The 22072-nt window shown below is 68.1% G+C and carries 16 protein-coding genes and 1 pseudogene; 9 read left to right on the top strand and 8 right to left on the bottom strand.

Annotated features, from left to right (window positions below; all coding sequences use genetic code 11):
• Positions 1 to 15: 15 nt before the first annotated feature.
• Positions 16 to 2991: a TonB-dependent receptor gene (locus VG556_RS11630; protein WP_100450751.1), complete on the bottom strand. Its 2976-nt coding sequence runs from the start codon at positions 2989 to 2991 to the stop codon at positions 16 to 18.
• Between the two features lie 134 nt (positions 2992 to 3125).
• Positions 3126 to 6485, bottom strand: coding sequence for a TIM-barrel domain-containing protein (locus VG556_RS11625; RefSeq protein ID WP_279923297.1), 3360 nt, complete (start codon positions 6483 to 6485; stop codon positions 3126 to 3128).
• 323 nt (positions 6486 to 6808) lie between these two features.
• Here VG556_RS11625 and VG556_RS11620 point away from each other — a divergent pair, with 323 nt between their 5' ends.
• From VG556_RS11620 to VG556_RS11595, 6 genes and pseudogenes are all read left to right on the top strand, one after another.
• Positions 6809 to 7963, top strand: a complete 1155-nt coding sequence (locus VG556_RS11620; RefSeq protein WP_100450753.1) for an SIS domain-containing protein — start codon at positions 6809 to 6811, stop codon at positions 7961 to 7963.
• Positions 7956 to 8894, top strand: coding sequence for an ROK family protein (locus tag VG556_RS11615; RefSeq protein ID WP_046433033.1), 939 nt, complete (start codon positions 7956 to 7958; stop codon positions 8892 to 8894). The genes VG556_RS11620 and VG556_RS11615 overlap by 8 nt, the downstream gene beginning before the upstream one ends.
• 16 nt (positions 8895 to 8910) lie before the next feature.
• Positions 8911 to 10245 carry a D-tagatose-bisphosphate aldolase, class II, non-catalytic subunit gene (locus VG556_RS11610; RefSeq protein ID WP_032957515.1) on the top strand — a complete coding sequence of 445 codons (1335 nt, stop codon included), beginning with the start codon at positions 8911 to 8913 and terminating at the stop codon, positions 10243 to 10245.
• Between the two features lie 33 nt (positions 10246 to 10278).
• Positions 10279 to 11055 carry a DeoR family transcriptional regulator gene (locus VG556_RS11605; protein WP_014038836.1) on the top strand — a complete coding sequence of 259 codons (777 nt, stop codon included), beginning with the start codon at positions 10279 to 10281 and terminating at the stop codon, positions 11053 to 11055.
• Entirely contained in the window at positions 11052 to 12167 is a 1116-nt protein-coding gene (nagA, locus tag VG556_RS11600; protein ID WP_032957517.1) for an N-acetylglucosamine-6-phosphate deacetylase, read from the top strand. The genes VG556_RS11605 and nagA overlap by 4 nt, the downstream gene beginning before the upstream one ends.
• A gap of 189 nt (positions 12168 to 12356) precedes the next feature.
• Positions 12357 to 14133 (top strand): annotated as a pseudogene (locus VG556_RS11595) (MFS transporter).
• 52 nt (positions 14134 to 14185) lie between these two features.
• Here VG556_RS11595 and VG556_RS11590 read toward each other — a convergent pair.
• The 6 genes from VG556_RS11590 to VG556_RS11565 form a co-directional block, all read right to left on the bottom strand.
• A complete protein-coding gene (locus tag VG556_RS11590) occupies positions 14186 to 14656 on the bottom strand; it encodes a SecDF P1 head subdomain-containing protein (protein WP_046433045.1) in 471 nt (156 codons plus the stop codon).
• A complete protein-coding gene (locus VG556_RS11585) occupies positions 14653 to 15204 on the bottom strand; it encodes an HdeD family acid-resistance protein (protein WP_014648758.1) in 552 nt (183 codons plus the stop codon). Before VG556_RS11585 ends, VG556_RS11590 begins: the two co-directional genes overlap by 4 nt.
• A gap of 58 nt (positions 15205 to 15262) precedes the next feature.
• Positions 15263 to 15958 (bottom strand): ComF family protein, encoded by a 696-nt coding sequence (locus VG556_RS11580; RefSeq protein WP_053495196.1) that lies wholly within the window; start codon positions 15956 to 15958, stop codon positions 15263 to 15265.
• A 93-nt stretch (positions 15959 to 16051) separates the two neighbouring features.
• Positions 16052 to 17392: a chloride channel protein gene (locus VG556_RS11575; protein WP_014648760.1), complete on the bottom strand. Its 1341-nt coding sequence runs from the start codon at positions 17390 to 17392 to the stop codon at positions 16052 to 16054.
• A gap of 123 nt (positions 17393 to 17515) precedes the next feature.
• Positions 17516 to 18076 (bottom strand): HAD family hydrolase, encoded by a 561-nt coding sequence (locus tag VG556_RS11570; RefSeq protein ID WP_202909973.1) that lies wholly within the window; start codon positions 18074 to 18076, stop codon positions 17516 to 17518.
• A gap of 115 nt (positions 18077 to 18191) precedes the next feature.
• Entirely contained in the window at positions 18192 to 18755 is a 564-nt protein-coding gene (locus VG556_RS11565; protein ID WP_100450755.1) for a DUF3658 domain-containing protein, read from the bottom strand.
• A 160-nt stretch (positions 18756 to 18915) separates the two neighbouring features.
• Here VG556_RS11565 and bioB point away from each other — a divergent pair, with 160 nt between their 5' ends.
• From bioB to bioH, 3 genes are all read left to right on the top strand, one after another.
• Positions 18916 to 19959 (top strand): biotin synthase BioB, encoded by a 1044-nt coding sequence (gene bioB / locus VG556_RS11560; RefSeq protein WP_014648762.1) that lies wholly within the window; start codon positions 18916 to 18918, stop codon positions 19957 to 19959.
• Between the two features lie 67 nt (positions 19960 to 20026).
• On the top strand, positions 20027 to 21250 hold the full coding sequence (gene bioF / locus VG556_RS11555) for an 8-amino-7-oxononanoate synthase (protein WP_423179988.1): 1224 nt from the start codon (positions 20027 to 20029) through the stop codon (positions 21248 to 21250).
• Positions 21251 to 21268: 18 nt separating this feature from the next.
• Positions 21269 to 22048 (top strand): pimeloyl-ACP methyl ester esterase BioH, encoded by a 780-nt coding sequence (gene bioH / locus VG556_RS11550; RefSeq protein WP_032957531.1) that lies wholly within the window; start codon positions 21269 to 21271, stop codon positions 22046 to 22048.
• The last annotated feature ends 24 nt before the right edge of the window (positions 22049 to 22072 follow it).

The following is a 22072-nucleotide window of genomic DNA, read 5'->3' as shown; positions in this document are numbered from 1 at the left end:
GTCACGCAAACGGAATTACTTGAACCGGTAGCCGATGGTCACACTGTAACCACGACCGAAGATGGTTGCGTAGTCACTGGAGTCACCCAGGAAGCTGTTCGGATCGTAGAACGGCAGGCGGTTGAACAGGTTCTTGACGGTGAAGCTCAGGTTCCACGCATCGTCCGGGCGCCAGGTGACGCTCATGTTGGCGGTCCACCACGACGGTGCACCATCGCACTTGCTCTTCTGCAGGGCCAGGTAGCCGCCGGTGCAGGTTTCCCTGTTGTTGCTCTCTTCGTCGATCTGGTCGGTAGCCCACTTGGTGCCACCCACGTAGTTGACGAACATGCTGGTGGTCACCTGCTTGTAGGTCCAGTCTGCATTGAGCGTGGCACGCAGGCGCGGGTTGTTGTAGTAGCCCACCACGTCGCCGTAGTACCAGCCGTTCTCGGCGTCCATGTAGAAGCGGTTGCGGTTGGCGATGGTGGCGGCCAGGCCGATGTTCAGGTTGCCCCAGTCGCCCAGCGAGAAGCGGCTGCGCGCGTCGATGTCGAAGCCGTCGATCAGCGTCTTGCCGCGGTTCTTGTACTGGCCGACCACGCTGGCCACGTTGCCGGCGGAGTAGCCCGGCAGGGTGGCCGGGCAGCTCACGCCGCTGGCCGGATCGGCGCACATTGCCGCCAGCTGCGCCAGGTTGGCGCGGTCGCTGTCGGTGATCGGCGAGCGCGACATCGAGATGATGTCTTCCATGCGGCGATAATCCGGCGCGACGATTTCATTGTTGCGGTAGATGAACCAGTAGTCGGCCGACACCGACAGCCAGCTCGCTGGCTCGTAGACGAAGCCGAGGGTGGCGATCTTCGCCTTCTCCGGCTTCAGGTCCTTGTTCGGCTGGGTCATGCGCGCCACGGTGCGGCTGCAATCGACGTTCAGCAGGCTCTTGCCCAGATCGACATCGCCCGGCCGCTGCGACTTCAGCAGCAGGTTGGCGATGGCATTGGTCTCGCCGCAGCGCAGTTCGTCACGGAAGCCACCGAGCTGTGCGAACACGCCGCCATTGCCGGACTCGGCCAGGCTCGGCGCGCGGAAGCCAGTGGAGTAGGTGCCGCGCAGCATCAGCTGATCGAACGCCTGGTACTTGAAGCCGATCTTCGGCGCGATGTTGGCGCTGAAGTTCGGGTACTTGTCCACGCGCACCGCCGCATCCAGTTCCAGCTTGTCGGTGATCGGCGCCACGGTCTCGGCGAACAGCGCGTAGGTGTTGCGCTTGCCGTCGAACCACGAGCCGCCCTGCTGGGTGATCAGGCCATTGGCCGCATCGGCGTTGCCCGGGGTGTAGAAGGTCTCACGGCTGGCGTTGAAACCGAACGCGGCGCGCATCTCGCCGGCCGGCAGCTGGAACAGCGGTCCTTCGATCTTGCCGTCCAGGGTATGCAGGCGGGTCCACGACTGGATGTCGAAGGTCGGGAACGCTTCACGGATCAACGCGGCGTTGGCTTCGCTGATCTCGCCGAACTTGTAAGCCGGGTGGTCGGAGATGATCACCCGACCGGTGCCCGGATCGATCGTGTATGGGCCGAAGGCCTTCTCGAAGCCCTTGGTGTTGACGTTGATCGTCTGGTAGGTGGTGGAGTGGGTACCCGCGCTGGCGAAGGCGGTTTCCCAGTTCCAGTCACCCACATTGCCACGTGCGCCGGCCAGCACCCGGTAGCTCTTGTCGGTATTGCGCTGGCCGAAGTAGTTCGGGCCGGCATCCTGCAGCAGGTAGTTCAGGCCGACCACGCCGCCCATCATGGCCCTCAACTGCGGGCTGGCGTGGTTGTACTCGTTGTTCGGGCCCAGGAACGGGTACAGGAACTGGTTGACGGTGTTGCCGGTGTTGCGCGAGAACCAGCTGGTCGGGTTGCCGGTCGTGGTGCCATAGGTGCGCGGCGTGCCACCGTTGGCGCGCAGGTCGATGTCGGTATAGGTCGCCTCGGCGAAGATCTCGGTGCTGTCGCCCACCAGGAAGGTGCCGTTGAGGTAGGCGGTGTTGCGCTCGGACTTGGCGCCGGCATCGATCTCGTTGTTCATCCAGGTTTCCCAGACGCAACGCGGGCCGGCCGCTTCACTGGTCAGCACGTTCCTGCAGCCCGGCGCAGCTTCCTGCACGCGGCGGCCGGTGACCGGATCGAAGGCGAAGTAGGTGCCCGGATTGAATTCACCCGGCTTGCTGCCCACGCCCAGGCGCAGGTTGTTGAGGTAGTTCGGATTGTTGACGTAGTACTGGTCGGGCCGCTTGTCGTAGAAATCGCTCAGCGGGATCGCGTCGCGGCGGTACATGTTCACCGCGCCGTAGATGTTGAAGCGGTTCTCGGCCAGGTCGCCGAAGCCGGCGGTGATGCTGGCCTGGCGTTCGCCGTAGGAGTCGATGCGCGAGGAGGTGTCGTTGGTGAAGCTGACCTCGGCCCCCTGGAAGTTGCGCTTGGTGATCACGTTGATCACGCCGGCCACCGCGTCGGTGCCGTACACCGCCGAGGCACCGTCGGTCAGCACTTCCATGCGCTCGATGGCCGCCGCCGGGATCGCATCGATGTTGACGAACTGGGTCTGGAAGCCGGCCGGCGCACCGTAGTACGACAGGCGGCGACCGTTCAGCAGCACCAGCGTGCCCTGTGCGCCGAGCCCGCGCAGGTTGGCCTGCGAGGCACCATCGGAACCGGTGAACAGCGAGCGCGCATCCTGCTGCGCCGGGCGTGCGGCCGGCAGGTTGTCGAGCACCTGCAGCAGCGTGCGCGCACCCATGTTCTGGATGTCCTGCTTGCTGATCACCTGCACCGGCGAGGCGGTTTCAACGTCGGTGCGGCGGATGTTGGAGCCGGTGACCTCGATGCGGGCCAGGTCGGTGGCGTTGTCCTTGCTCTCCTGGGCGAAGGCAGGAGCGGCAAGCGAGAACAGCGCGCCGGCAATGGCCAGCGTCAGCGGAGCGATCGGGCGGCAGGGGGGGCGGTGGTGGCGGGCGGGCAACATCGGGGTTCTCTCCTGGCAAGGGTGCGGCGCAACTGGGTGAGCGCGTGGGCGTTCGGCGGGCAAAACGCTCCCGGGCCACGGCCATGAGGGCCGTAGTCGGGATGGGGCGGGGGAGGAGCGGTGTTACGTGGGGGTCATGGGGCGACGATGCTGGCGGAGTCGCCCTCCTGGCCGATCAGTACGGCGTTGGCCCAGTTGGCACAGACCTGGGCGGGTTGGCTGCCCTGCGCACCCAGCGTGCGCAGGCTCAGGGTGGAAAGGCCACGGATGTCCAGCTCCGGCTTGACCACGCCGGGCGCCTTCACCAGGCCGCTGTCGTACAGCAGGCGGTTGTCGCCCCAGACCTGGAACTGCAGGCCGCCGGCGCTGCGGCAGGCGTCGTCGATGCCGAGGTCGGCACGCAGCAGGTGCCAGCCGCCCTGCAGGCGCAGGTCGATGCGGCTGTTGGCGCCGACCCCCAGGCCACGGCGGAACTGCAGGCCGTTCATGCGCATGCCGGCGTCGCCACGGAAGGACTGGTCGGTGCGCACCTGGCTGGCCAGCGCGGCCGGCACCGGCAGCTCGGAGAGATAGCGCTGCCGGGCCGGTCGCTCCGGTTCCTGGTGTTCAAGGATGTGGAAGGTGGACAGGGCGATCGGGCCGACGTCGCGCGGCTGCAGTGCATCGAATGCGCGGGCGCTGCCCTGTGCGGCGGTGACCATCGGGTCGGTGCTGCTGGCGCCGTCGCCTTCGGGGTTCTGCACGCTCATCACGCGGAAGCGCAGCAGGCGGCCGGCGTGGGCCGGGAAGTCGATGCGCTGCACGCCTTCCTTCAACTGCAGGCGGCCGCGGGCGATCGGCTCGCCCCACTCACCGTTGCTGTCGCCCAGGTAGACCTCATAGTCACGTACCTGCCCGTGCTTCCAGTTCTTGTCATTGCGTGGCGCGATGTCGATGCCATCGATCATCTTCCGCTCGCCGAAGCCGATCACCCACTCGTGGGCGCCGGTGCGCACGGCCTGGTTGCGCACGCTGCGGAACCAGGTGGCCGGATCGTCGTCGAAGGCGTTCTCCAACGCATGGCCAGGCTCTTCGGCCGGGCGGTTGACCACCAGCAGGCTGTCGGCCGGCAGTTCGCGGCCCAGCACCGGTGCGGCCGGATAGGCATCATCGGTGGCTGCGGCAGCGACTGCGAAGTCCAGCTGCAGCTGCAGTGGCTGGCGGATGTCCTGGGTGGCAGTGCGCACATGCACGGTGCCGCGGCGGTCCTTGGCATCGAAGTACCAGCCCTCGTTGGCGCTGTTGAAGGCGGCAGCATCGGCCAGCGCCGGCAGCGCGCGGCCACCGGCCTGCACCGCACGTGGTGCCTGCCGGCTGAGTACGCGCAGGCCGTAGCGGCGCTGCGCCAGCTGGCCGTTGTACTGGCCCTGCACGGCGTCGATCTGCACCTGCACCGGGCCACTGCCCTGCGCCGGCGCCTGCACGCGGATTACCTGCGTGCTCGACTCGCCCTGCTGATAGCGGCGCGTGTTGCCATCGTCTTCGTACAACGTGTACTGCGAGTCGCCCTGCGGGTACAGGTCGAAGGTCACTTCATCGAGCGGTTTTTCGCCATCGAACAGCATCGACGGGTACATCGGCAGGATCGCACCGGCACGCACGAACACCGGCAGCGTGGCCAGGTCCACCTGGCGGTCGAGCTGGCGGCCATCGGCGGCGGCCTGCACGCGACGGCCATCCCAGTAGTCGATCCAGCCGCCGGCCGGCAGGTGGATGTCGCGGCGCCAGCCACGGCTGGCGGCCTGGCTGCGGTACACCGGCGCCACCAGCAGGTCGCGGCCGAGCAGGAACTGGTACTTGTAGGTTTCATCCTGCGCATGCGGGTCGCGCGGGTTGTCCCACATCAGGCCACGCACCGGCGGTGCACCGGTCTGCGCGGCCTCGTGCACCAGCCCATACATGTATGGCGTCAGGCGCATCTTCAACTTCAGGTAGTCGCGGTTGATGCTGCGGTAGGGCTCGTCGTACCACCACGGGTGCTTGCGCGCGTTCGACGACCAGCCGCTCATGCCCATCAGCACCGGCGTGAACGCCTTCCACTGCAGGTCGCGGGTGAAGGTCTCGGCGCTGCCGCCGAAGATCGCATCCACATCGCCGCTGGCGTAGGCCATGCCGGACAGGCCCGAACCGACCAGGGTCGGCACGTGCCAGCGGATGTAATCCCAGCTGCTGCTCTGGTCGCCGGTCCATGCCACCGCGTAGCGCTGGATGCCGGCCCAGCCCATCACCGTCCACAGGAACGGGCGCGAATCGGAATTGTCGAGGATGCCGTTGAATGCCTGGCGGTTGGCGTCCATCGCGAACTGGTAGCCCTTGCCGGTCCAGGCCACGTCCAGCTTCTGCACGCGGCTGCCGGCCTTGCCCACTTCCCACGCGATCTTGTCGACGCCGTTCTCGGTCCACAGGCCGGTGCGGAAGCCGTAGCCGGCCAGCCCCTTCACCGTTTCCGGCAGCTGCTTGTAGCCGCAGCCGTAGCCATCGTTGGGCAGGATCCAGCCACCGGGCATGTCGTGGGCGCGGTACTGCTTGGCCACGCTGTCGATCACATCGGGCGTGGTGCCGGTCGGGCCGTCGCTCCAGCCTTCGGGCACGGTGCCGGGCTTCCTGCTGTTGTCGCCGTCGTTGTAGCAATCGGCATCGCCGTAGGACAGCGCCCAGCGCGCGACCATGTTGGGGCGGCCGGTCAGCTGGGTGTAGCGTTCGATCAGCTTGGGCAGGTCGGCGCCCACGAAGTAGTACGCATCGAAGCGGTCTTCGCGATGCAGCAGCGTGGCCTGGTCGCTCTGGCGCAGGTCGTAGCTGCCATCGCTCCATGTATTGCGCAGCATGCCCCAGCCACGGCTGCTCAGCAGCATCGGCGCCGGGCTCGGCCGATCACCTTCTTCCCAGCCACCGGAATAGGACACCTCCAGCTCGCGGCCCTTGAACTGGTAACGGCCGTTCTGCTGGCCACCACCGAAGTAGCCCTCATCGGCCTGCGAGGACAGCACCTGCACGCTCTGCGTGGCATCCAGGTCCAGCGGTTGCAGTTCCTGCCACAGCGCGGTGGGCTGGCCATTGTCCAGCCGTTCCAGGCGCAGGCGCAGCGGCTGCCGCTGTACATGCAGTACCAGTGCCTCGGTACGCACGCGGATTTCCTGTGCGTCTTCTTCCAGCTGCGCCTGCACGCTCGCCTTGGGCTGCGGCAGCACGATCGGCGCGGCCTTGTCGCCGGCGCCGGTCAACGTGCCGTTGCGGCCGGCCTGCACGCGGATGATGTCGGTCGCCGGCAGTTCAATGCGGATGCGCGCGCCCTTGTCGGTCTGCAGGTCCCAGCCCTGCACGCCGTCGCGGCTGGCGCTGGCGCTGACCGTACGCAGGTTGCCGACCGGCTCGGCGCGGGCCGTCATGGACGCCAGCATCAAGGCCGGCACCAGGGCCAGCATCAGCGGCGAGCGACGAACGCAGTTTTCCACGCGGACTCCCAACCCGTTCACCGGGCGTTTCGAAAGCGATTGGGCCGACTCTAGGGCAGCGATTCGAAAGATGTCAACAAATTGAAAGAAAAAAGGAAGATATATTCCGTTGAAACGAAAGTTGTTGCGCCGCAATACTTTGTGTAAGCGCTTGCAGGTACCTGTTAAGCATTGTGCGATACGGAATTCAGTGGGTCCTTTCGTTTTTCCCGGCATTGCGCACAGGGCAAAGCCACCCACCTTTTTTTCTTTCTTTTTACTTTCGATGTTTGACATTTCGAAAGAAAACGCAGATGGTGCGCTGGCCCAACTGGAACCTCCGAATGGACGTCACCCTGCTTTCCGATGTGTCCGCCTGGCAGCGCCTTGGCGGAGCCGATACCGCTACCGAAATCGCCCAGCAGCCTGCGCTGTGGGACGCCCTGGCACAGGACCTGTCGCGTGCCCGCGACCGCCTGCAGGCCTTCCTCGGCGACAGCCTCAACGATCCCAACCAACGCGTGCTGTTCACCGGCGCCGGCAGCTCCGGCTTCATCGCCGAAATGGTGGCCGACGCGATCAACGCGCAATGGCCTGCCGAGGTGCGCGTGGTGCACACCACCAGCCTGCTGACCCACCCGGCGCTGTACCTGCAGCGCGACCGTCCGACCCTGCTGGTCTCGTTCGGCCGCAGTGGCTCCAGCCCGGAGAGCGTGGCGGCGGTGGACCGCGTGCGCAGCGACGTGGATGACGCGCGCTTCCTCGACATCACCTGCAACGCCGATGGCGAGCTGGCCCGCCGTGGCGCCGGCCGTGCCGACACCTGCACCCTGCTGATGCCGTCGGCCAGCTGCGACCGCGCCTTCGCCATGACCAGCAGCCTGACCTGCATGCTGCTGGCCGCGCTGACCGTGTTCGATCGTTCGCCGTGGGATGCGCGCGTGACGCGCCTGAAGCAGATCGCCGCGCTGGCCCGCGAAGGCCTGGCGCAGTGGGATGCACCGGTGGCGACACTGGCGCAGCGCCCGTTCAACCGCATCATCTACCTCGGCAGCGGCCCGCTGGAAGCACTGGCACGCGAGTGCGCGCTGAAGGTGCTGGAGCTCACCGCTGGCCGCGTGCTGGCGCTGGCCAACACACCCCTGGGCTTCCGTCATGGCCCGAAGTCGACGCTGGATGGCAACACCCTGGTGGTGGTGCTGCGCAGCGTGGAGCCGCTGGCGCGCCGCTACGAACAGGACCTGCTGGAAGAACTGCGCCGCGACGGCGTGGCCGGCCAGGTGCTGGCGATCGGTCCGCATTCGAACATCGGCGCCGACGACGAATACACCCTCACCGTGCCGGCACTGGACGATCCGTGGCTGGCACCGGTGTGGCTGGGTTTTGCGCAGCTGTTCGCACTGCAGCGCTCGGCCGCGCTGGGCCTGACCCCGGACAACCCGTTCCCGGACGGCACCGTCAACCGCGTCGTCAAGGGCGTCACCATCCACCATGGCTGAGCTGATCGCCCACGCCTGCTACGGCATCGACATCGGCGGCACCAAGATCGAGCTGGTGGCGTGCGATGTGGCGATGCAGGTTACCTGGCGCCGCCGCGTGGCCACCCCACAGGGTGACTACGACGGTTTCCTGCAGGCAGTCGTGGCGCTGGTCGCCGAGGCCGATGCCGCACTGGGCCGCAGTGATGCGGCGATCGGCATCGCCCTGCCCGGCGTGCGCGACCGCCGCAGTGGCCGCCAGCTCAGCGCGAACGTGCCTGCGTTGACCGGCCACAGCGTGGCCGCGGATCTGCAGGCGCGGCTGCAACGCCCGCTGCATTTCGGCAACGACCTGCAGTGTTTTGCCCTGTCTGAAGCACACGGCGGTGCCGCCGACGGCTACCCCAGCATGTTCGGCGCCATCCTCGGCACCGGTGCTGGCGGTGGTTTCTGCGTGCAGGGCCGCCTGCTGACCGGTTTCAACGGGCTGGCCGGCGAATGGGGCCACTGGAGCGTGCCCGGTCATCTGCTGCAGCGCCACGGCCTGCCGCTGATCGACTGCGCCTGCGGCCTGCAGGGCTGCGTGGAGCGTTATGTGTCCGGCAGTGGCGTGGCGATGATCGAGCGCCACCTTGGTGGCAGCGCCGCCGACGCCAGCGCGGTGATCGCCCTGGCCGAAGCCGGTGATGCCCGCGCGCGCAAGGCGCTGGACATCCATCGCGACCTGCTCGGCCACAGCCTGGCCGCGCTGGTGCTGGCGCTGGACCCGCACGTGATCGTGCTCGGCGGCGGCCTTTCGCAGTACGCGCCGCTGTACCAGCACCTGCCCGCCGCCATCGCCGCCCACCTGTTCAAGGGTGTGCAGGTGCCACCGATCGTGCCGCCACGCTTCGGCGATGCCGGTGGCGCACGTGGTGCCGCCCTGCTCGCCTGCCAACCCTCGTTTTCCTGATGTCCGGAGCCTGACCATGTCCCCGTTGCAGACCCTGCTTGCTTCCCACCGCGCCGGTGCCAATGTCGGCCTGTACAGCGTCTGCTGCAGCAACGAGCAGGTGCTGCGCGCGGCCATGCACGTGGCACAGGCACATGGCACCGTGCTGCTGGTCGAGGCCACCTCCAACCAGGTCGACCAGTTCGGCGGCTACACCGGCATGACCCCGCCGCAGTACCGCGATTACGTCGGCACCCTGGCCGATGAGGAAGGCTTCCCACGCGAACGGCTGATCCTGGGCGGCGACCATCTCGGCCCGAATGCCTGGCAGAAGCGTCCGGCGGCCGAAGCGATGACCCACGCGCGCGTGCTGATCGAAGCCTACGTCGCCGCCGGTTTCCACAAGATCCACCTCGACTGCAGCATGTCCTGCGCCGATGACCCGGTGCCGCTGCCCGATGCCATCGTCGCTGCACGTTCGGCCGAGCTTGCCGAGATCGCCGAACGCACCGCCGCCGAACACGGCCTGCCGCCGCCGGTCTACGTGATCGGTACCGAGGTGCCGATTCCCGGCGGCGAAGCCTCGCTGGCCGAAGGCCTGCAGGTGACCACGCCGGCTGCCGCCGCGCAGACCCTGGCCATCCACCAGCAGGCGTTCGACACGCCACAGCTGCGCGATGCGTGGCAGCGCGTGATCGCGATGGTGGTGCAGCCCGGCGTGGACTTCGACCACAGCAGCGTGCATGAGTACAACCCGGACGCCGCCCATGCGCTGGCCGACTTCCTCGAGCGGCAGCCGCGCATCGTGTTCGAAGCACATTCCACCGACTACCAGCGCGAAAGCGGCCTGCATGCGCTGGTACGCGACCACTTCGCCATCCTCAAGGTCGGCCCGGCGGCCACCTTCGCCTACCGCGAGGCGCTGTTCGCGCTGGCCGCGATCGAGGCCGAACTGCTGCCGGCCGCACAGTGCTCGCGCCTGCCGCAGGTGCTGGACGAGGTGATGGTGGCGCAGCCGAAGTACTGGCAGTCCTACTACCAGGGCGATGCCGCCGCGCTGCGCCTGCTGCGCCGTTATTCCTTCAGCGACCGCTGCCGCTACTACTGGGGCGAGCCGGCGCTGGTACAGGCGGTGCAGACCCTGTTCGCCAACCTGGAGCAGCATGCGCCGCCGCTGGTGCTGCTCAGCCAGTACCTGCCGGAGCAGTACCGCGCCGTGCGCGAAGGCAGCCTGGCCAACACCCCCACCGCGCTGGTGCAGCACCGCATCGGCCTGTGCCTGGGTGAGTACGCCCGTGCCTGCAGCGCCAACCAGGCCGGCCCCCGCACGCAGAACGCAGGTTCGGCTGCCGGCGTTCCTGCGAACGGCTAATCTCTACCTTTTCCCGCAAAACCGAGAATGGCCATGCGCAACACCCGCTCCCGCCGGCAACAGATCCTGCAGCTGCTGATCGAGCACGGCTCGGTGCAGGTGGCCGATCTGGTCGAGCGCTTCGGCGTGTCGGCGGTGACGATCCGTGCCGACCTGACCCACTTCGAATCGCAGGGCCTGGCCAACCGCACCCACGGCGGCGCGACCCTGGTGCGCACGCCGCCGCAGGAACAGGACATCCATGAGAAGGACGCGCTGAACCTGCCACTGAAGGAATCGATCGGTGCGCGCGCTGCGCGCCTGGTGCAGCCGGGTGACAACATCATCATCGATTCCGGCTCGACAACGATGACGCTGGCCCGCCACCTGCGCGCGCATCGCGACGTGACGGTGATGACCAACGGCCTGAACATCGCCTGGGAACTGGCCAATGCCGCGGGCATCACCGTGCTGCTGACCGGTGGCCTGCTGCGCCAGCAGTCGCTGTCGCTGCAGGGCAGCCAGGCCGAAGCCAGCCTCAACTCGTACAGCTTCGACACCCTGTTCCTGGGCGTGGACGGCCTGGACCTGCAGTTCGGCCTGACTACCCACGACGAGGCCGAAGCCCGCCTCAATCACCGCATGGTCGAGCGTGCGCGCCGCATCGTGGTGCTGACCGATGCCTCCAAGTTCGGCCGCGTCAGCCTGCACCGCATCGCCCTGCTGGATCAGATCCACGCCATCATCACCGACGCCGGCATCGACGATGCAACCCGCGAAGGGCTGCAGCGGCTGGGCATCGAAGTGATCATCGCCGAGCCCACCGCATGACCGAGACCCGCACCCTGCATGGCCGCATCCTCACCCCGCTGGGCTGGCGGCGCGGGCACGTCCACTTCGATTCACGCGTGCGCCAGCTGCAGGTGGACGACCACAGCGGCGCCGACGACCTGCAGCTGCCGGTGATCCTGCCCGGCTTCGTCGACCTGCATGTGCATGGCGCGGCCGGCGTGGACCTGATGCAGGGCGGCGACGTGGCACGCACCATCGCCCGCACCCATCTGCGCTTCGGCACCACCACGCTGCTGGCGACCACCATGACCGCCGGGCTGGACGAGATCGAGCACGCGCTGCACGGCGTCGCTGCGGCAATGGCGGCGCCCGATGCCGACGCCGCCAGCATCGTCGGCGTGCATCTGGAAGGACCGTTCATCAGCCCCCAGCGGCTGGGCGCACAGCCCAATCGTACGATCGAGGCGACGGTGGCACTGGTGCAGCAGCTGCACGCGCTGGCGCCGATCCGGGTGATGACGCTGGCGCCGGAGATCGGCGAGCACACCGCGTTGATACCCGCGCTTTCGGCGATGGGCATCCGCGTGCAGCTGGGCCACAGCGCCGGCACCTACGAGGAGGGCGTGGCGGCGCTGCAGGCCGGTGCCTCCGGTTTCACCCATCTGTTCAACGGCATGACCGGCGTCGACCACTATCGCCCGGGCATTGCGGCGGCGGCGCTGGCGCATGCGCAGTACGCCGAGATCATCCCCGACCTGCAGCACATCCACCCCGGCGTTATCCGGCTGGCCGCGCGCGCGATCCCGCGCCTGTACGCGGTGACCGACGCGACTGCCGCCACCGGCATGCCCGACGGCGAGTACGCGCTGGGCGAGCAGCGCGTGCACAAGTGCGGCGGCTGCGTGCGCCTGGCGACGGGTTCGCTGGCCGGCAGCGCACTGACCATGGACCAGGCGCTGCGCAACCTGGTGCGCGTCGGCCTGGACCTGGCCGACGCCTCGCAGCGGGTTTCCACCTTCCCGGCCGACTATCTGGGCCTGGGTGATCGCGGCCGCATCGCGCCCGACGCCCGCGCCGACCTGGTGGTGCTGGACGCCGAACTGCGCCTGCAGCAGGTGGTCATTGGTGGGCGCGTGGTCGATCTGACCTGACGCAAGCGATGCGGCCCGGATGCCGCGCGGGCTCCCTGTAGAGCCGAGCCATGCTCGGCTCACCGCGCGAAGCGCGGCATGGGGAACCTCGATATCGGAACGGAAAGCAGCCGAGCATGGCTCGGCTCTACAGAATGCACTCTGCGACGAACCGCCGGGCCTGGCCCGGCGCTACCACAGGAACTGCCGATGACTGCAAGCACCGCCCCGCGCTGGCCCGTACGCTACCTGCTCTTCATCGGCGGCCTCGGCGGCCTGCTGTACGGCATCGACATCGGCATCATCGCCGGTGCCCTGCCCTACCTGGAGGCAACGGCCAGCCACGCCTGGCAGCTCAGCAGCCAGCAACTCGGCTTCGTGGTGGCGGCGGTACTGCTGGGCAGCGTGCTGTCCTCGCTGTTCGCCGGCATGGTCGCCGACCTGATCGGTCGCCGCGGTGCGATGCTGCTGGCCGGCCTGCTGTTCACCGCGTCGATTCCGATCATGGCGCTGGCCTCAGGCTATACGCCGCTGCTGCTCGGGCGGCTGCTGCAGGGCATCAGTGGCGGCCTGATCGGCGTGGTGATTCCACTGTACCTGGCCGAAGTGCTCAGCCCCGAGCGGCGTGGACGCGGTGCGGCGATGTTCCAGCTGCTGCTGACCATCGGCCTGGTGTTGGCGGCTGATCGGGTTGTACCACGCACATGCGGTGGATGCCGCCGCCGAAGCCGTGCGCTCGCTGCCGCTGGCGCAGCAGGCGCAGGAACTGTTCACGGTGAAGGATCATGCGTGGCGCACCATCTTCTGGAGTTGTCTGGCGCCCGGCCTGCTGTTCTGTGCCGGCATCTTCTGGCTGTCCGAATCGCCGCGCTGGCTGGTGCGCCGCGGCCGCGTCGATGATGCCCGCCGCAGCCTGCAGCGGGTGCTGCCTGCTGCCGACGTGGAACCCACCCTTGCACAGATCCAGGCGCCGGAATCGAGCAGCAGCGACGGCAAGCGCGACCCACTGCTCAGCCGCCGCTACGTGGTGCCGTTCGTGCTGGCCTGCGTGGTGCTGGCCTGCACCCAGGCCACCGGCATCAATTCGGTGCTGGCGTACGCGGTGAACATCCTCAACCAGGCCGGCCTGTCCGGCTCGGTGGCCAACGGCGCCGACGTGGCGATCAAGCTGCTCAACGCGGTGATGACCGTGGTCGCGCTGCTGCTGGTCGACCGCAAGGGCCGCAAGTTCCTGCTGATGCTCGGCAGCGGCGGCATCTGCGTGGCCCTGCTGGCTGCCGCCACGCTGTTCTTCCAGGCCGAGCGTGGCCGCGCCGACGTGCAGCCGCAACTGCACGCGGCGGTCAGCGCCGATGGCTTGCAGCTGGTGCTGGACGACGCACAGTGGCAGCGCCTGGGCGGTGGCATAATCAGCGAAGGCCGGCCGATGCAGCTGACCGTGTCGTACGCCTACGGTGACTTCACCAATGTGCGCGCCCTGCGCAGCGACAGCCTGACCGACCGCGAGCTGCGCATCGAGCGTGCCGGGACCGTGCAGCCGGACAGTGTGATCGGCGCGTTCTTCCGCAAGCTGCATCTGAACCCGTTCGCCGACCCGGCCAAGGCCGCACAGGCACCGCTGCGCATCGAGCAGGCCCGCATCGGCCCGGTGCCGCCGCCGGCGCATGGCTGGGCGGTAGCCGCCTGCATCCTGGTGTTCGTCGCGTTCTTCGCGGTCGGCCCCGGCGTCTGCGTGTGGCTGGCACTGTCGGAACTGATGCCCAATCGCATCCGCTCCAATGGGATGAGCATCGCCCTGCTGATCAACCAGTTCGTGTCCACGACCATCGCCGCCATCTTCCTGCCCACGGTGGGCCACTACGGCTACGCCAGCATGTTCCTGTTCTGGGCGGCGTGCACGTTCGTGTTCTTCCTGGTAGCCGCGTTCTGGCTGCCGGAGACCAAGGGCAAGTCACTGGAGGAGATCGAGGCACGGTTCGCACGGTAGCGGTCGACCTTGGTCGACCTCCGCGCGTAGCGCGGTGGTGTTGGCGCGCCCGTCACTGACCGGTGATGTGCCTGGCCAGCGCCTGCGCCTCGGCAATGCTCGGCAGCCCGCTCAGCATCATCGATTCCCCGAAGGGGCCTTTCACCGTCGCCACCATCAGCACGCGGCCGTCCACGCTGATCGCCGCGCGCTGGCCCACCAGGGCCGAGGTGCCATCGTGGATGCGCTGATGCGCTTCTGGCCGATAGCGGATCTGCAGGCCTGGCTGCTTGGCATCGTCCAGCACGTAGCGCACATCGGCGATGTCCGCACTGCCGGCAATCGGCGGCTCGCGCAGGGCCAGGGTTTCACCTTGCCAGTGCGCCGGAGTGCCGTTGCCAGCCGCATCGACCGCGCTCAGGCGCACGTCCACGCCGGCGCGCGGCGCATGATCCTTGCCTGCCAGCGCACCGGGCGTGGCACCCGGCATGCATCCGGCCAGCACCAGCGCCGCGCCGAGCAGGAGCGGAAGCGCGCCCCTCATTTCAGCTTCCGCAGCTTGAACGCCACCAGCACCTGCAGCAGCCCGTACAGCAGGCTGCCAATGCCGATCCACAGCGTGGTCACCGCCACGCCTGCGTATGGATTGGCCGCGAACAGCAGCCCCAGCACCACCGCCAGCACGCCACTGAGGATCAGCAGCCACTCGCCCTGGATCTGCTTGCGCACGCGGATCGCGAAGACGATGCGATAGATGCCGGCTACCAGCAGCCACGCCGCCAGGAACAGCACCAGCACGCTGGCGGTGGCCAGCGGGTTGATCACCGCCAGGATGCCGAAGCCCAGCGAAGCGATGGCATACAGCGCCAGCCAGCCGCGCGAGGCGCCGCTGCCACCACTGATCAGTGCGAACAGGCTGATGACCCCTTCGATGATGGCCATCACCCCCAGCGTCCAGGCCAATGCCATGGCTGCGGACAGCGGCCAACCGATGGCGATGATGCCGAAGCCGAGCGCGACCAGGCCATACAGCAGCAGGATCCACCAGCTGCGGCCAACCGCTGACAACAAGGGAGACAAGGGGGAATTCATGGTCACTTCTTCGATCCGGAACCGGGTTCATCCTAGCCCGTTGCGATGAAGGGAGCGATCACGGCACCCGCGCGCACACCCATACCCGCACCTCTCTGGCGCCCACGCAGCGCAGGGTTTCGGCGATTTCCATCACCGTGCTGCCGGTGGTCATCACGTCGTCGACCACGGTCAGATGCGTGGGCACCGGCCCGTGGACATCGAACGCATCGAACAGGTTTTCCCTGCGCTGTTCGGCCGTGCGTTCGGACTGCGGTGCGGTGTGCCGCCGCCGGTACAGCCCCTGCCAGACCGGCAACGGCAGCAGCCGGCAGAGCTCGGCAGCCTGGTTGTAGCCGCGCTGGCGCAGGCGCCGGCGGTGCAGCGGCACCGGCACCAGCGGCGGGCAGGACCAGGGCGGTGGTGCGCGCTGCATCAACTGCGCCAGCAGGCGACCGGCCGCCAGGTCCTGATGGAACTTGTAGCGCAGCAGCAGCTGGTCCACCGGCGGCAGGTACAGCAGGCTGGCGTGCGTGGCCGTCTGCGGTGGTGCTTCCTCGCGGCAGCTGCCGCAGACGATCAGGCCCTCATCCGGCAACGGCAGTGCACACCGCAGGCAGGCGCGACCGGCCCAGGGCAGTCCGGCGAGGCAGGCGCGGCACAGATCGAGATCATCATGGCCCGGATCGCCGCAGACCAGGCAGCGCAGTGGCAGCAGGACACCCAGCAGTGCGCGGGAGACACGGGTTGCCGAACGCAGGAGATCAATGCGCATTGCCCATGCTTCATCGCGCTGCCCATGTGCGGCCATCGGCGAAGCACCGATCGCAGTGTCGGGACTGCCCGCAACTGCAGAGGGTGCTGCCGATCAGGAAAGGCGTCCGCCCTGCCCAGGCCCGGTTGATGCAACGGCCGACGCCGTCAACACCTCCGCCAACCCACGATAGATCGGCACCCGGCATACCAGACCGGACACGCCCCGCGCGATCAGCACCGTGGCCAGGATCGGCAGGAGCAGATCGCCGCTGTCGGTCAGCTCCAGCGAGATCACCGCCGAGGTCAGCGGTGCCTGGGTGACGCCGGTCAGGTACGCGCACATGCCCAGCAGCACGAACGCGCGCGGATCCACGCCCGGCATCAGCACCGCCAGATTGTGGCCCAGCCCCGCGCCGACCGCCAACGCGGGCGAGAACAGGCCGCCGGGTATGCCGGCCACGTACGATGCCAGGTTGGCCAGCAGCTTCATCAACCCGAACTCGTGGCCGACCAACGCCTGCCCCTGCACCAGGCTGCGCGCCTGTTCGTAGCCGGTGCCGAACGCGCCGTCGCCGAACGTCAAAGCCAGTGCCACCACCGCCAGGCCGCAGCCTGCGGCCAGCAGCACCGGATGCCGCTGGCGCAGCTGGCCCAGCCAACGCGGGCGGCCCGCCGCACTGGCCAGCACCGCGCGCGCGAACAGGCCGCCCAGCAACCCGGCCACCACGCCGCACAGCAGGATCGCCAGCCAGCCCTGCCCCAGCGGCAACCGCGCGCTCACATGGCCGAAGTAGGTGTAGTTGCCAAGCAGGCCCAGCGACACCACGCCACCGACGATCACCGCCGTCAGCAGGGTGCCGGAGAAGCGATGCTCGAAACGGCCGCTGAGCTCCTCGATGGCGAATACGATGCCGGCCAGCGGCGTGTTGAACGCCGCGGCAATGCCCGCTGCACCGCCGGCCAGCAGGAAGTGCGAGAGCTCGCGAGGATCCTTGAAGCCGAACCAGCGGCCGAACAGATACATCAGGCTGGCACCCACATGCACCGTGGGACCTTCGCGTCCGACCGACGCGCCGCCGAGCAGCGACAACGAGGTCAGCAGCAGCTTGCCGGCTGAGACCGCAGGCGAAAGATTGGTCTTCCGGAATGGCTCATCGGGCTTGTCCAACGCAGCGATGACCTGCGGAATGCCGCTGCCCCGCGTGGGCTTCAGCACGCCACTGGTCAACCAGGCCAGCAGCGCGAAGATGCCCGGCGTGAGCAGCAGGGCCCACCACGGCGAGTGCGCGGTGATGCGCTGGAACAGATGGAAGGCCGCGTCGCTGGCCTTGGCGAACAGGATGGCCACCAGCGCTACGGCCACAGCGCCGCCCCAGAGCGCGGCGCGGCGGCGCCAGGCCTCGCTGAGAACCAGCGCGGTGATGCGGCCGCGGAGGCGATGGAGATCGGTCATGGGGCACAGTCTGCGCGCCAGCGCTTGCGTTGGGCAGCGGTTATTGTGGCTGCAGGCCTTGCAGGATGCGGTGAAACGCGCGAGTGCGGGTGCTCGCCGATAGCACCTGCCCTGTGCAGCTACCTATGCCTGCAGGCGCTCCCGCCACCGGCGCTTCTCCACCGCACGCACGTTGGGCTGCTGCCGCAGCCACTCCAGATACAGCTGCAGATGGGCCAGCTCGTCATCAGCCGGATCACCGGTGAACTCACGCACCGCGACCAGATTTCCGTAGTTTCTGGCGTACTTGCCGGGCGTGTCATCGATACCGATCATCTGCTCCAAACGGAAGCCGTGGCGCTTCAGCGTGCCCAGCCGCTTCTGCGAGGTGTAACCGCCGGTTTCCCAATCACGGGCCGTGCTGCACCGCGGCGCGGACCACAGGAATGCCAGCGGACGCCCCGGCATCAGCCGATCCACCAGCGGTTCGGCGTACAGTTGCCCGGACGACGTCCACACACCCACCGTGAAATGGGCAAAGGCATAGTCGAGGAATGCCTGCAGATGGGGCCGCAGGTAGACGTGGTAGCCGACGAGGCGGAAATCCGCGGCTCGCTCCAGTTCACGCTCGCTGGCATGCACCAGCGTCTCATCCAGATCGAGTATCAGCAGCTTTCCGCCCTGCGGCATCGTATCCGGTTCCATGCGCATCCTTCTTTCATTGCCTCAGATGCCCCCATCTTCTGGATGGACTTCAGCATGTGTCCTTCCAGCAGGTAGATGTAAGCACAGTTCCAATGAGGTCCTGGTAGGCGCAAGCCTACTGCCGGACGCGCACTTCGCAACAGCCCATCCGCGTGAGGTCGCCCTGCGCCTGCAACATGCCCCGTTCCACCAGCATGCGTACACGCCGTGCATAGAACACATCGGGAATTCCCGATCGGCACTTCGGCTGCAGCGACATGACCATGCCCACAATGTAGGCGATCTTTCGGAACTGCCCGTCGCAGAGGGAGAACAGCTGCTCATCGATCGAGGCGATGTCCTCGCTGGTCAGCGCGGCGATGTTCTGCCGCGCCTGGTCAGTGCGATGGGCATCGTTGTCGGAGCGCTCGTCCGTATCGCGCAGGCAGCCATTGATGGCCAACAGGCGAACCAGCACATAGTGGCCGAAAGCCTCGAGTTCCTCCTTGGGCAACGTCGCCGGATCGAACTGCCCTGCCGGGTAGTCCTTGAAGGTCACGAAGACGTGGTTCTTCCACTGCCCTGGCGTGTCGGACTGGCGCAGATCATCCAGCACCACGCGCAGGCCGCCGTCGGGCAGCTCGGCAAGGCTGCACAGCACCGCGTCGCGGCGGATCGGGTAGGACTGGTAGCTGTTCATGGCACGTGCTCGCGCGTCCGTATGCAGCAATGAACTTACACCGTAGCGCCCATTCATGGCGGTCAATCTATGTAAACCATATTGGAAGCAACCAAGTTGACAGGGCTCACCAACCCACCCACACTGCCGCCCTCGCTCCACTCGTACCCAAGGTCCCGCCATGGCTGCTGCCATCCGCCACGACTGGCAACACGACGAACTGCAGGCGCTGTTCGATCTGCCGTTCCCCGAGCTGCTGTTCCGCGCCGCCGCAGTCCATCGCGAGCACTTCGACCCAGCGCAGGTGCAGGTGTCCACGCTGTTGTCGGTGAAGACCGGCGGCTGCCCGGAAGACTGCGCGTACTGCCCGCAGGCACAGCGCTACAGCACCGGGGTGAACGCGCAGAAGCTGATGGACACCGACGCGGTGCTGGCCAAGGCACGCCAGGCCAAGGCTGCCGGCGCATCGCGCTTCTGCATGGGTGCCGCGTGGCGATCGCCGAAGGACCGCGACATCCCGAAGGTGGCGGCGATGATCGCCGGGGTGAAGGCGCTGGGCCTGGAAACCTGCGCCACGCTGGGCATGCTCAGTGGCGAGCAGGCGCGTGCGCTGAAGGATGCGGGCTTGGACTATTACAACCACAACCTCGACACCGCGCCGGACTACTACGATTCGATCATCCACACGCGCCAGTACCAGGACCGCCTGGACACGCTGGCGCACGTGCGCGATGCCGGTCTGAAAACCTGCTGCGGCGGCATTGTCGGCATGGGCGAGACGCGCGCGCAGCGCGTGGGCCTGCTGCTGGCGCTGGCCACGCTGCCGGCGCATCCCGATTCGGTGCCGATCAACAAGCTGGTGCAGGTGGCGGGCACGCCGCTGCATGGCAGCGCCGAGCTGGATCCGTTCGAGTTCGTGCGCATGATCGCGGTGGCACGCATCGCCATGCCGCGTTCGATGGTGCGGCTGTCGGCCGGTCGCGAGGCGATGAGCGACGAACTGCAGGCGCTGTGCTTCGTGGCCGGTGCCAACTCGATCTTCTACGGCGACAAGCTGCTGACCACCGGCAACCCGGAGAGCGAGCGCGACCTGGCCCTGTTCGCGCGGCTGGGGTTGCAGCCGATGGCGGTGCAGGTGGATGCCGAGGGCCACGACCACGGCGGCACCGTGCACGCTGATATCAGCGCCGATGCGCCCGCCTGTGGCTGCGCTCACGCGGCCTGAGACGGGCCGCAAGCAGGCGCCGCGGCAACGCGCTACCCTAGCCGCCCCGTCGCCGCATTCAGCCGCCATGGCCCGCCCCGACCTGACCGCCCGCCTCCACGCCCAACGCGCCCTGCGCGATGCCCAAGGCCGTCGCCGCACGCGGCGCACGGTCAGCCGTCGTGATGGTGTCCGCCTGGAGGTGGACGGCCAGTGGCTGACCGGCTTCTGCAGCAACGATTACCTGGGCCTGGCCCAGCAGTTCAGCGTGGTCAACGCATTGCAGGATGCGGCCGCACGCGAAGGCTCCGGCGCGGGCGCCTCGCATCTGGTCTGCGGCCACCACGCTCTGCATGAGGCACTGGAGCGCGAAGTGGCGGAGTGGCTGGGCTACCCGCGCGCGCTGCTGTTCGGCAGTGGCTTCGCCGCCAACCTGGCCGTGCAGCAGGCGCTGCTGAGCGAAGAGAACGATGTGTGCGTGCAGGACAAGCTCAACCACGCCAGCCTGCTCGATGCGACGCGGCTGGCGGGTGCGCGCCTGCGCCGTTATCCGCACCTTGACGCCGAAGGCGCGATGCGCCAGCTCAAGCACGCGCCCGACGGCGCGGCGATGCTGGCCACCGACGGTGTGTTCAGCATGGATGGCGACATCGCACCGCTGCGTGCATTGTCGCTGGTGGCACGCCTGCAGCAGGCGCTGTTCTATGTGGACGATGCACACGGCGTGGGCGTGGTCGGTGATGGCCGTGGTGCCGTGGCCGCCGCCGGGCTGGGCGTGGACGATGTGCCGCTGCAGCTGGTCACGCTGGGCAAGGCACTGGGCGGTTCCGGCGCGCTGGTGCTGGGCCGCGACGACCTGGTCGAGCACCTGGCCGAAACCGCACGCCCGTACATCTACACCACTGCGATGCCGCCGGCGCTGGCCGCAGCAGCACTGGAAGCGGTGCGCCTGGCGCGCCGTGACAACTGGCGGCGCTCGAAACTGACCGATCTGATCGCGCTGTTCCGCGGCGAAGCCCGCCACCATGGCCTGGACCTGATGGCCTCGGAAACGCCGATCCAGCCGCTGCTGTGTGGCGACGACCATCGCGCCGTGGCGATGTCCCAGGCGTTGGAACAGGCCGGTTGGCTGGTCGGCGCGATCCGCCCTCCCACGGTTCCCGAAGGCAAGGCGCGCCTGCGCGTCACGCTGTCCGCGCTGCACACCCCCGAGCAGGTGCGTGGCCTGGTCGAAGCCATTGCCAGCGCGCGCGATCGCGTCGACCTGGCCGCGCGTGAGGCCGCGCCACCGCCGCTGCCTGTCTTTGCCTGAGCCTGTTGCCGTTTCCCCATGCATATCGACGTCACCGGCCAGGGGCCGGACCTGGTACTGATCCATGGCTGGGCCCTGCAGGGCGGCGTGTTCGCGCCGTTGGTGCAACGCCTGGCCGATCACTTCACCCTGCATCTGGTTGATCTGCCGGGCCATGGCCACAGCCGCGAGGACACCACGCCGCTGCGCCTGCCGTTCGTGGTCAATGCCATTGCCGCGGCCACGCCGCCTGCGGTGTGGTGCGGCTGGTCGCTGGGCGGCCTGTTCGCGCTGCACGCCGCCGCGACACTGCCGAAGGTGCGCGGGCTGGCGATGATCGCGGCCACGCCGCGCTTCGTGCGTGGCGACGACTGGCCGCATGCGGTGGAGCCGGCGGTGTTCGAGCAGTTCGGGCGCGAGCTGGCCACCGACTTCGGTGGCACCCTGGAACGCTTCCTGGCGCTGGATGTCATGGGCTCGGCACACGCCCGCGAGGAGCTGCGCACGCTGCGCCAGCGCCTGGTCGAGCGCGGTGCACCCACCGAACGCGCCCTGCTGGAAGGCCTGCGCCTGCTGGAAAGCACCGACCTGCGTGGCGCACTGCCGACGCTGGCCAAGCCCAGCCTGTGGATCGCCGGCCAGCGTGACCGGCTGGTGTCTCCGGCGGCAATGCAGGCCGCCGCGGCACTGGCCCCCGGTGCGCAGGCGCTGACCATCGCCCACGGCGGCCATGCGCCCTTCCTCGGCCATGCCGACGAGGTGGCCGCCGCCCTGCAACACTTCGTTGCCGGCCTGTCACCGGCCGATGGCGGACAATGAGCGCCTTCCTCATTCCGCAGGATT

It is taken from the genome of Stenotrophomonas sp. CASM106 (genome assembly GCF_049384825.1).
Lineage (GTDB): Bacteria > Pseudomonadota > Gammaproteobacteria > Xanthomonadales > Xanthomonadaceae > Stenotrophomonas > Stenotrophomonas muris.
The sequence above is the reverse complement of the archived record's forward strand: the minus strand, read 5'-3'. Positions and strand labels throughout refer to the sequence as shown.

What these genes read in the sequence shown, in the direction of transcription:
- VG556_RS11630 (WP_100450751.1), bottom strand. Translation starts at nt 2,991, where the DNA reads ATGTTGCCCGCCCGCCACCACCGCCCCCCCTGCCGCCCGATCGCTCCG.
- VG556_RS11620 (WP_100450753.1), top strand. Translation starts at nt 6,809, where the DNA reads ATGGACGTCACCCTGCTTTCCGATGTGTCCGCCTGGCAGCGCCTTGGC.
- VG556_RS11615 (WP_046433033.1), top strand. Translation starts at nt 7,956, where the DNA reads ATGGCTGAGCTGATCGCCCACGCCTGCTACGGCATCGACATCGGCGGC.
- VG556_RS11610 (WP_032957515.1), top strand. Translation starts at nt 8,911, where the DNA reads ATGTCCCCGTTGCAGACCCTGCTTGCTTCCCACCGCGCCGGTGCCAAT.
- VG556_RS11605 (WP_014038836.1), top strand. Translation starts at nt 10,279, where the DNA reads ATGCGCAACACCCGCTCCCGCCGGCAACAGATCCTGCAGCTGCTGATC.
- nagA (WP_032957517.1), top strand. Translation starts at nt 11,052, where the DNA reads ATGACCGAGACCCGCACCCTGCATGGCCGCATCCTCACCCCGCTGGGC.
- VG556_RS11590 (WP_046433045.1), bottom strand. Translation starts at nt 14,656, where the DNA reads ATGAGGGGCGCGCTTCCGCTCCTGCTCGGCGCGGCGCTGGTGCTGGCC.
- VG556_RS11585 (WP_014648758.1), bottom strand. Translation starts at nt 15,204, where the DNA reads ATGAATTCCCCCTTGTCTCCCTTGTTGTCAGCGGTTGGCCGCAGCTGG.
- VG556_RS11580 (WP_053495196.1), bottom strand. Translation starts at nt 15,958, where the DNA reads ATGCGCATTGATCTCCTGCGTTCGGCAACCCGTGTCTCCCGCGCACTG.
- VG556_RS11575 (WP_014648760.1), bottom strand. Translation starts at nt 17,392, where the DNA reads ATGACCGATCTCCATCGCCTCCGCGGCCGCATCACCGCGCTGGTTCTC.
- VG556_RS11570 (WP_202909973.1), bottom strand. Translation starts at nt 18,076, where the DNA reads ATGGAACCGGATACGATGCCGCAGGGCGGAAAGCTGCTGATACTCGAT.
- VG556_RS11565 (WP_100450755.1), bottom strand. Translation starts at nt 18,755, where the DNA reads ATGAACAGCTACCAGTCCTACCCGATCCGCCGCGACGCGGTGCTGTGC.
- bioB (WP_014648762.1), top strand. Translation starts at nt 18,916, where the DNA reads ATGGCTGCTGCCATCCGCCACGACTGGCAACACGACGAACTGCAGGCG.
- bioF (WP_423179988.1), top strand. Translation starts at nt 20,027, where the DNA reads ATGGCCCGCCCCGACCTGACCGCCCGCCTCCACGCCCAACGCGCCCTG.
- bioH (WP_032957531.1), top strand. Translation starts at nt 21,269, where the DNA reads ATGCATATCGACGTCACCGGCCAGGGGCCGGACCTGGTACTGATCCAT.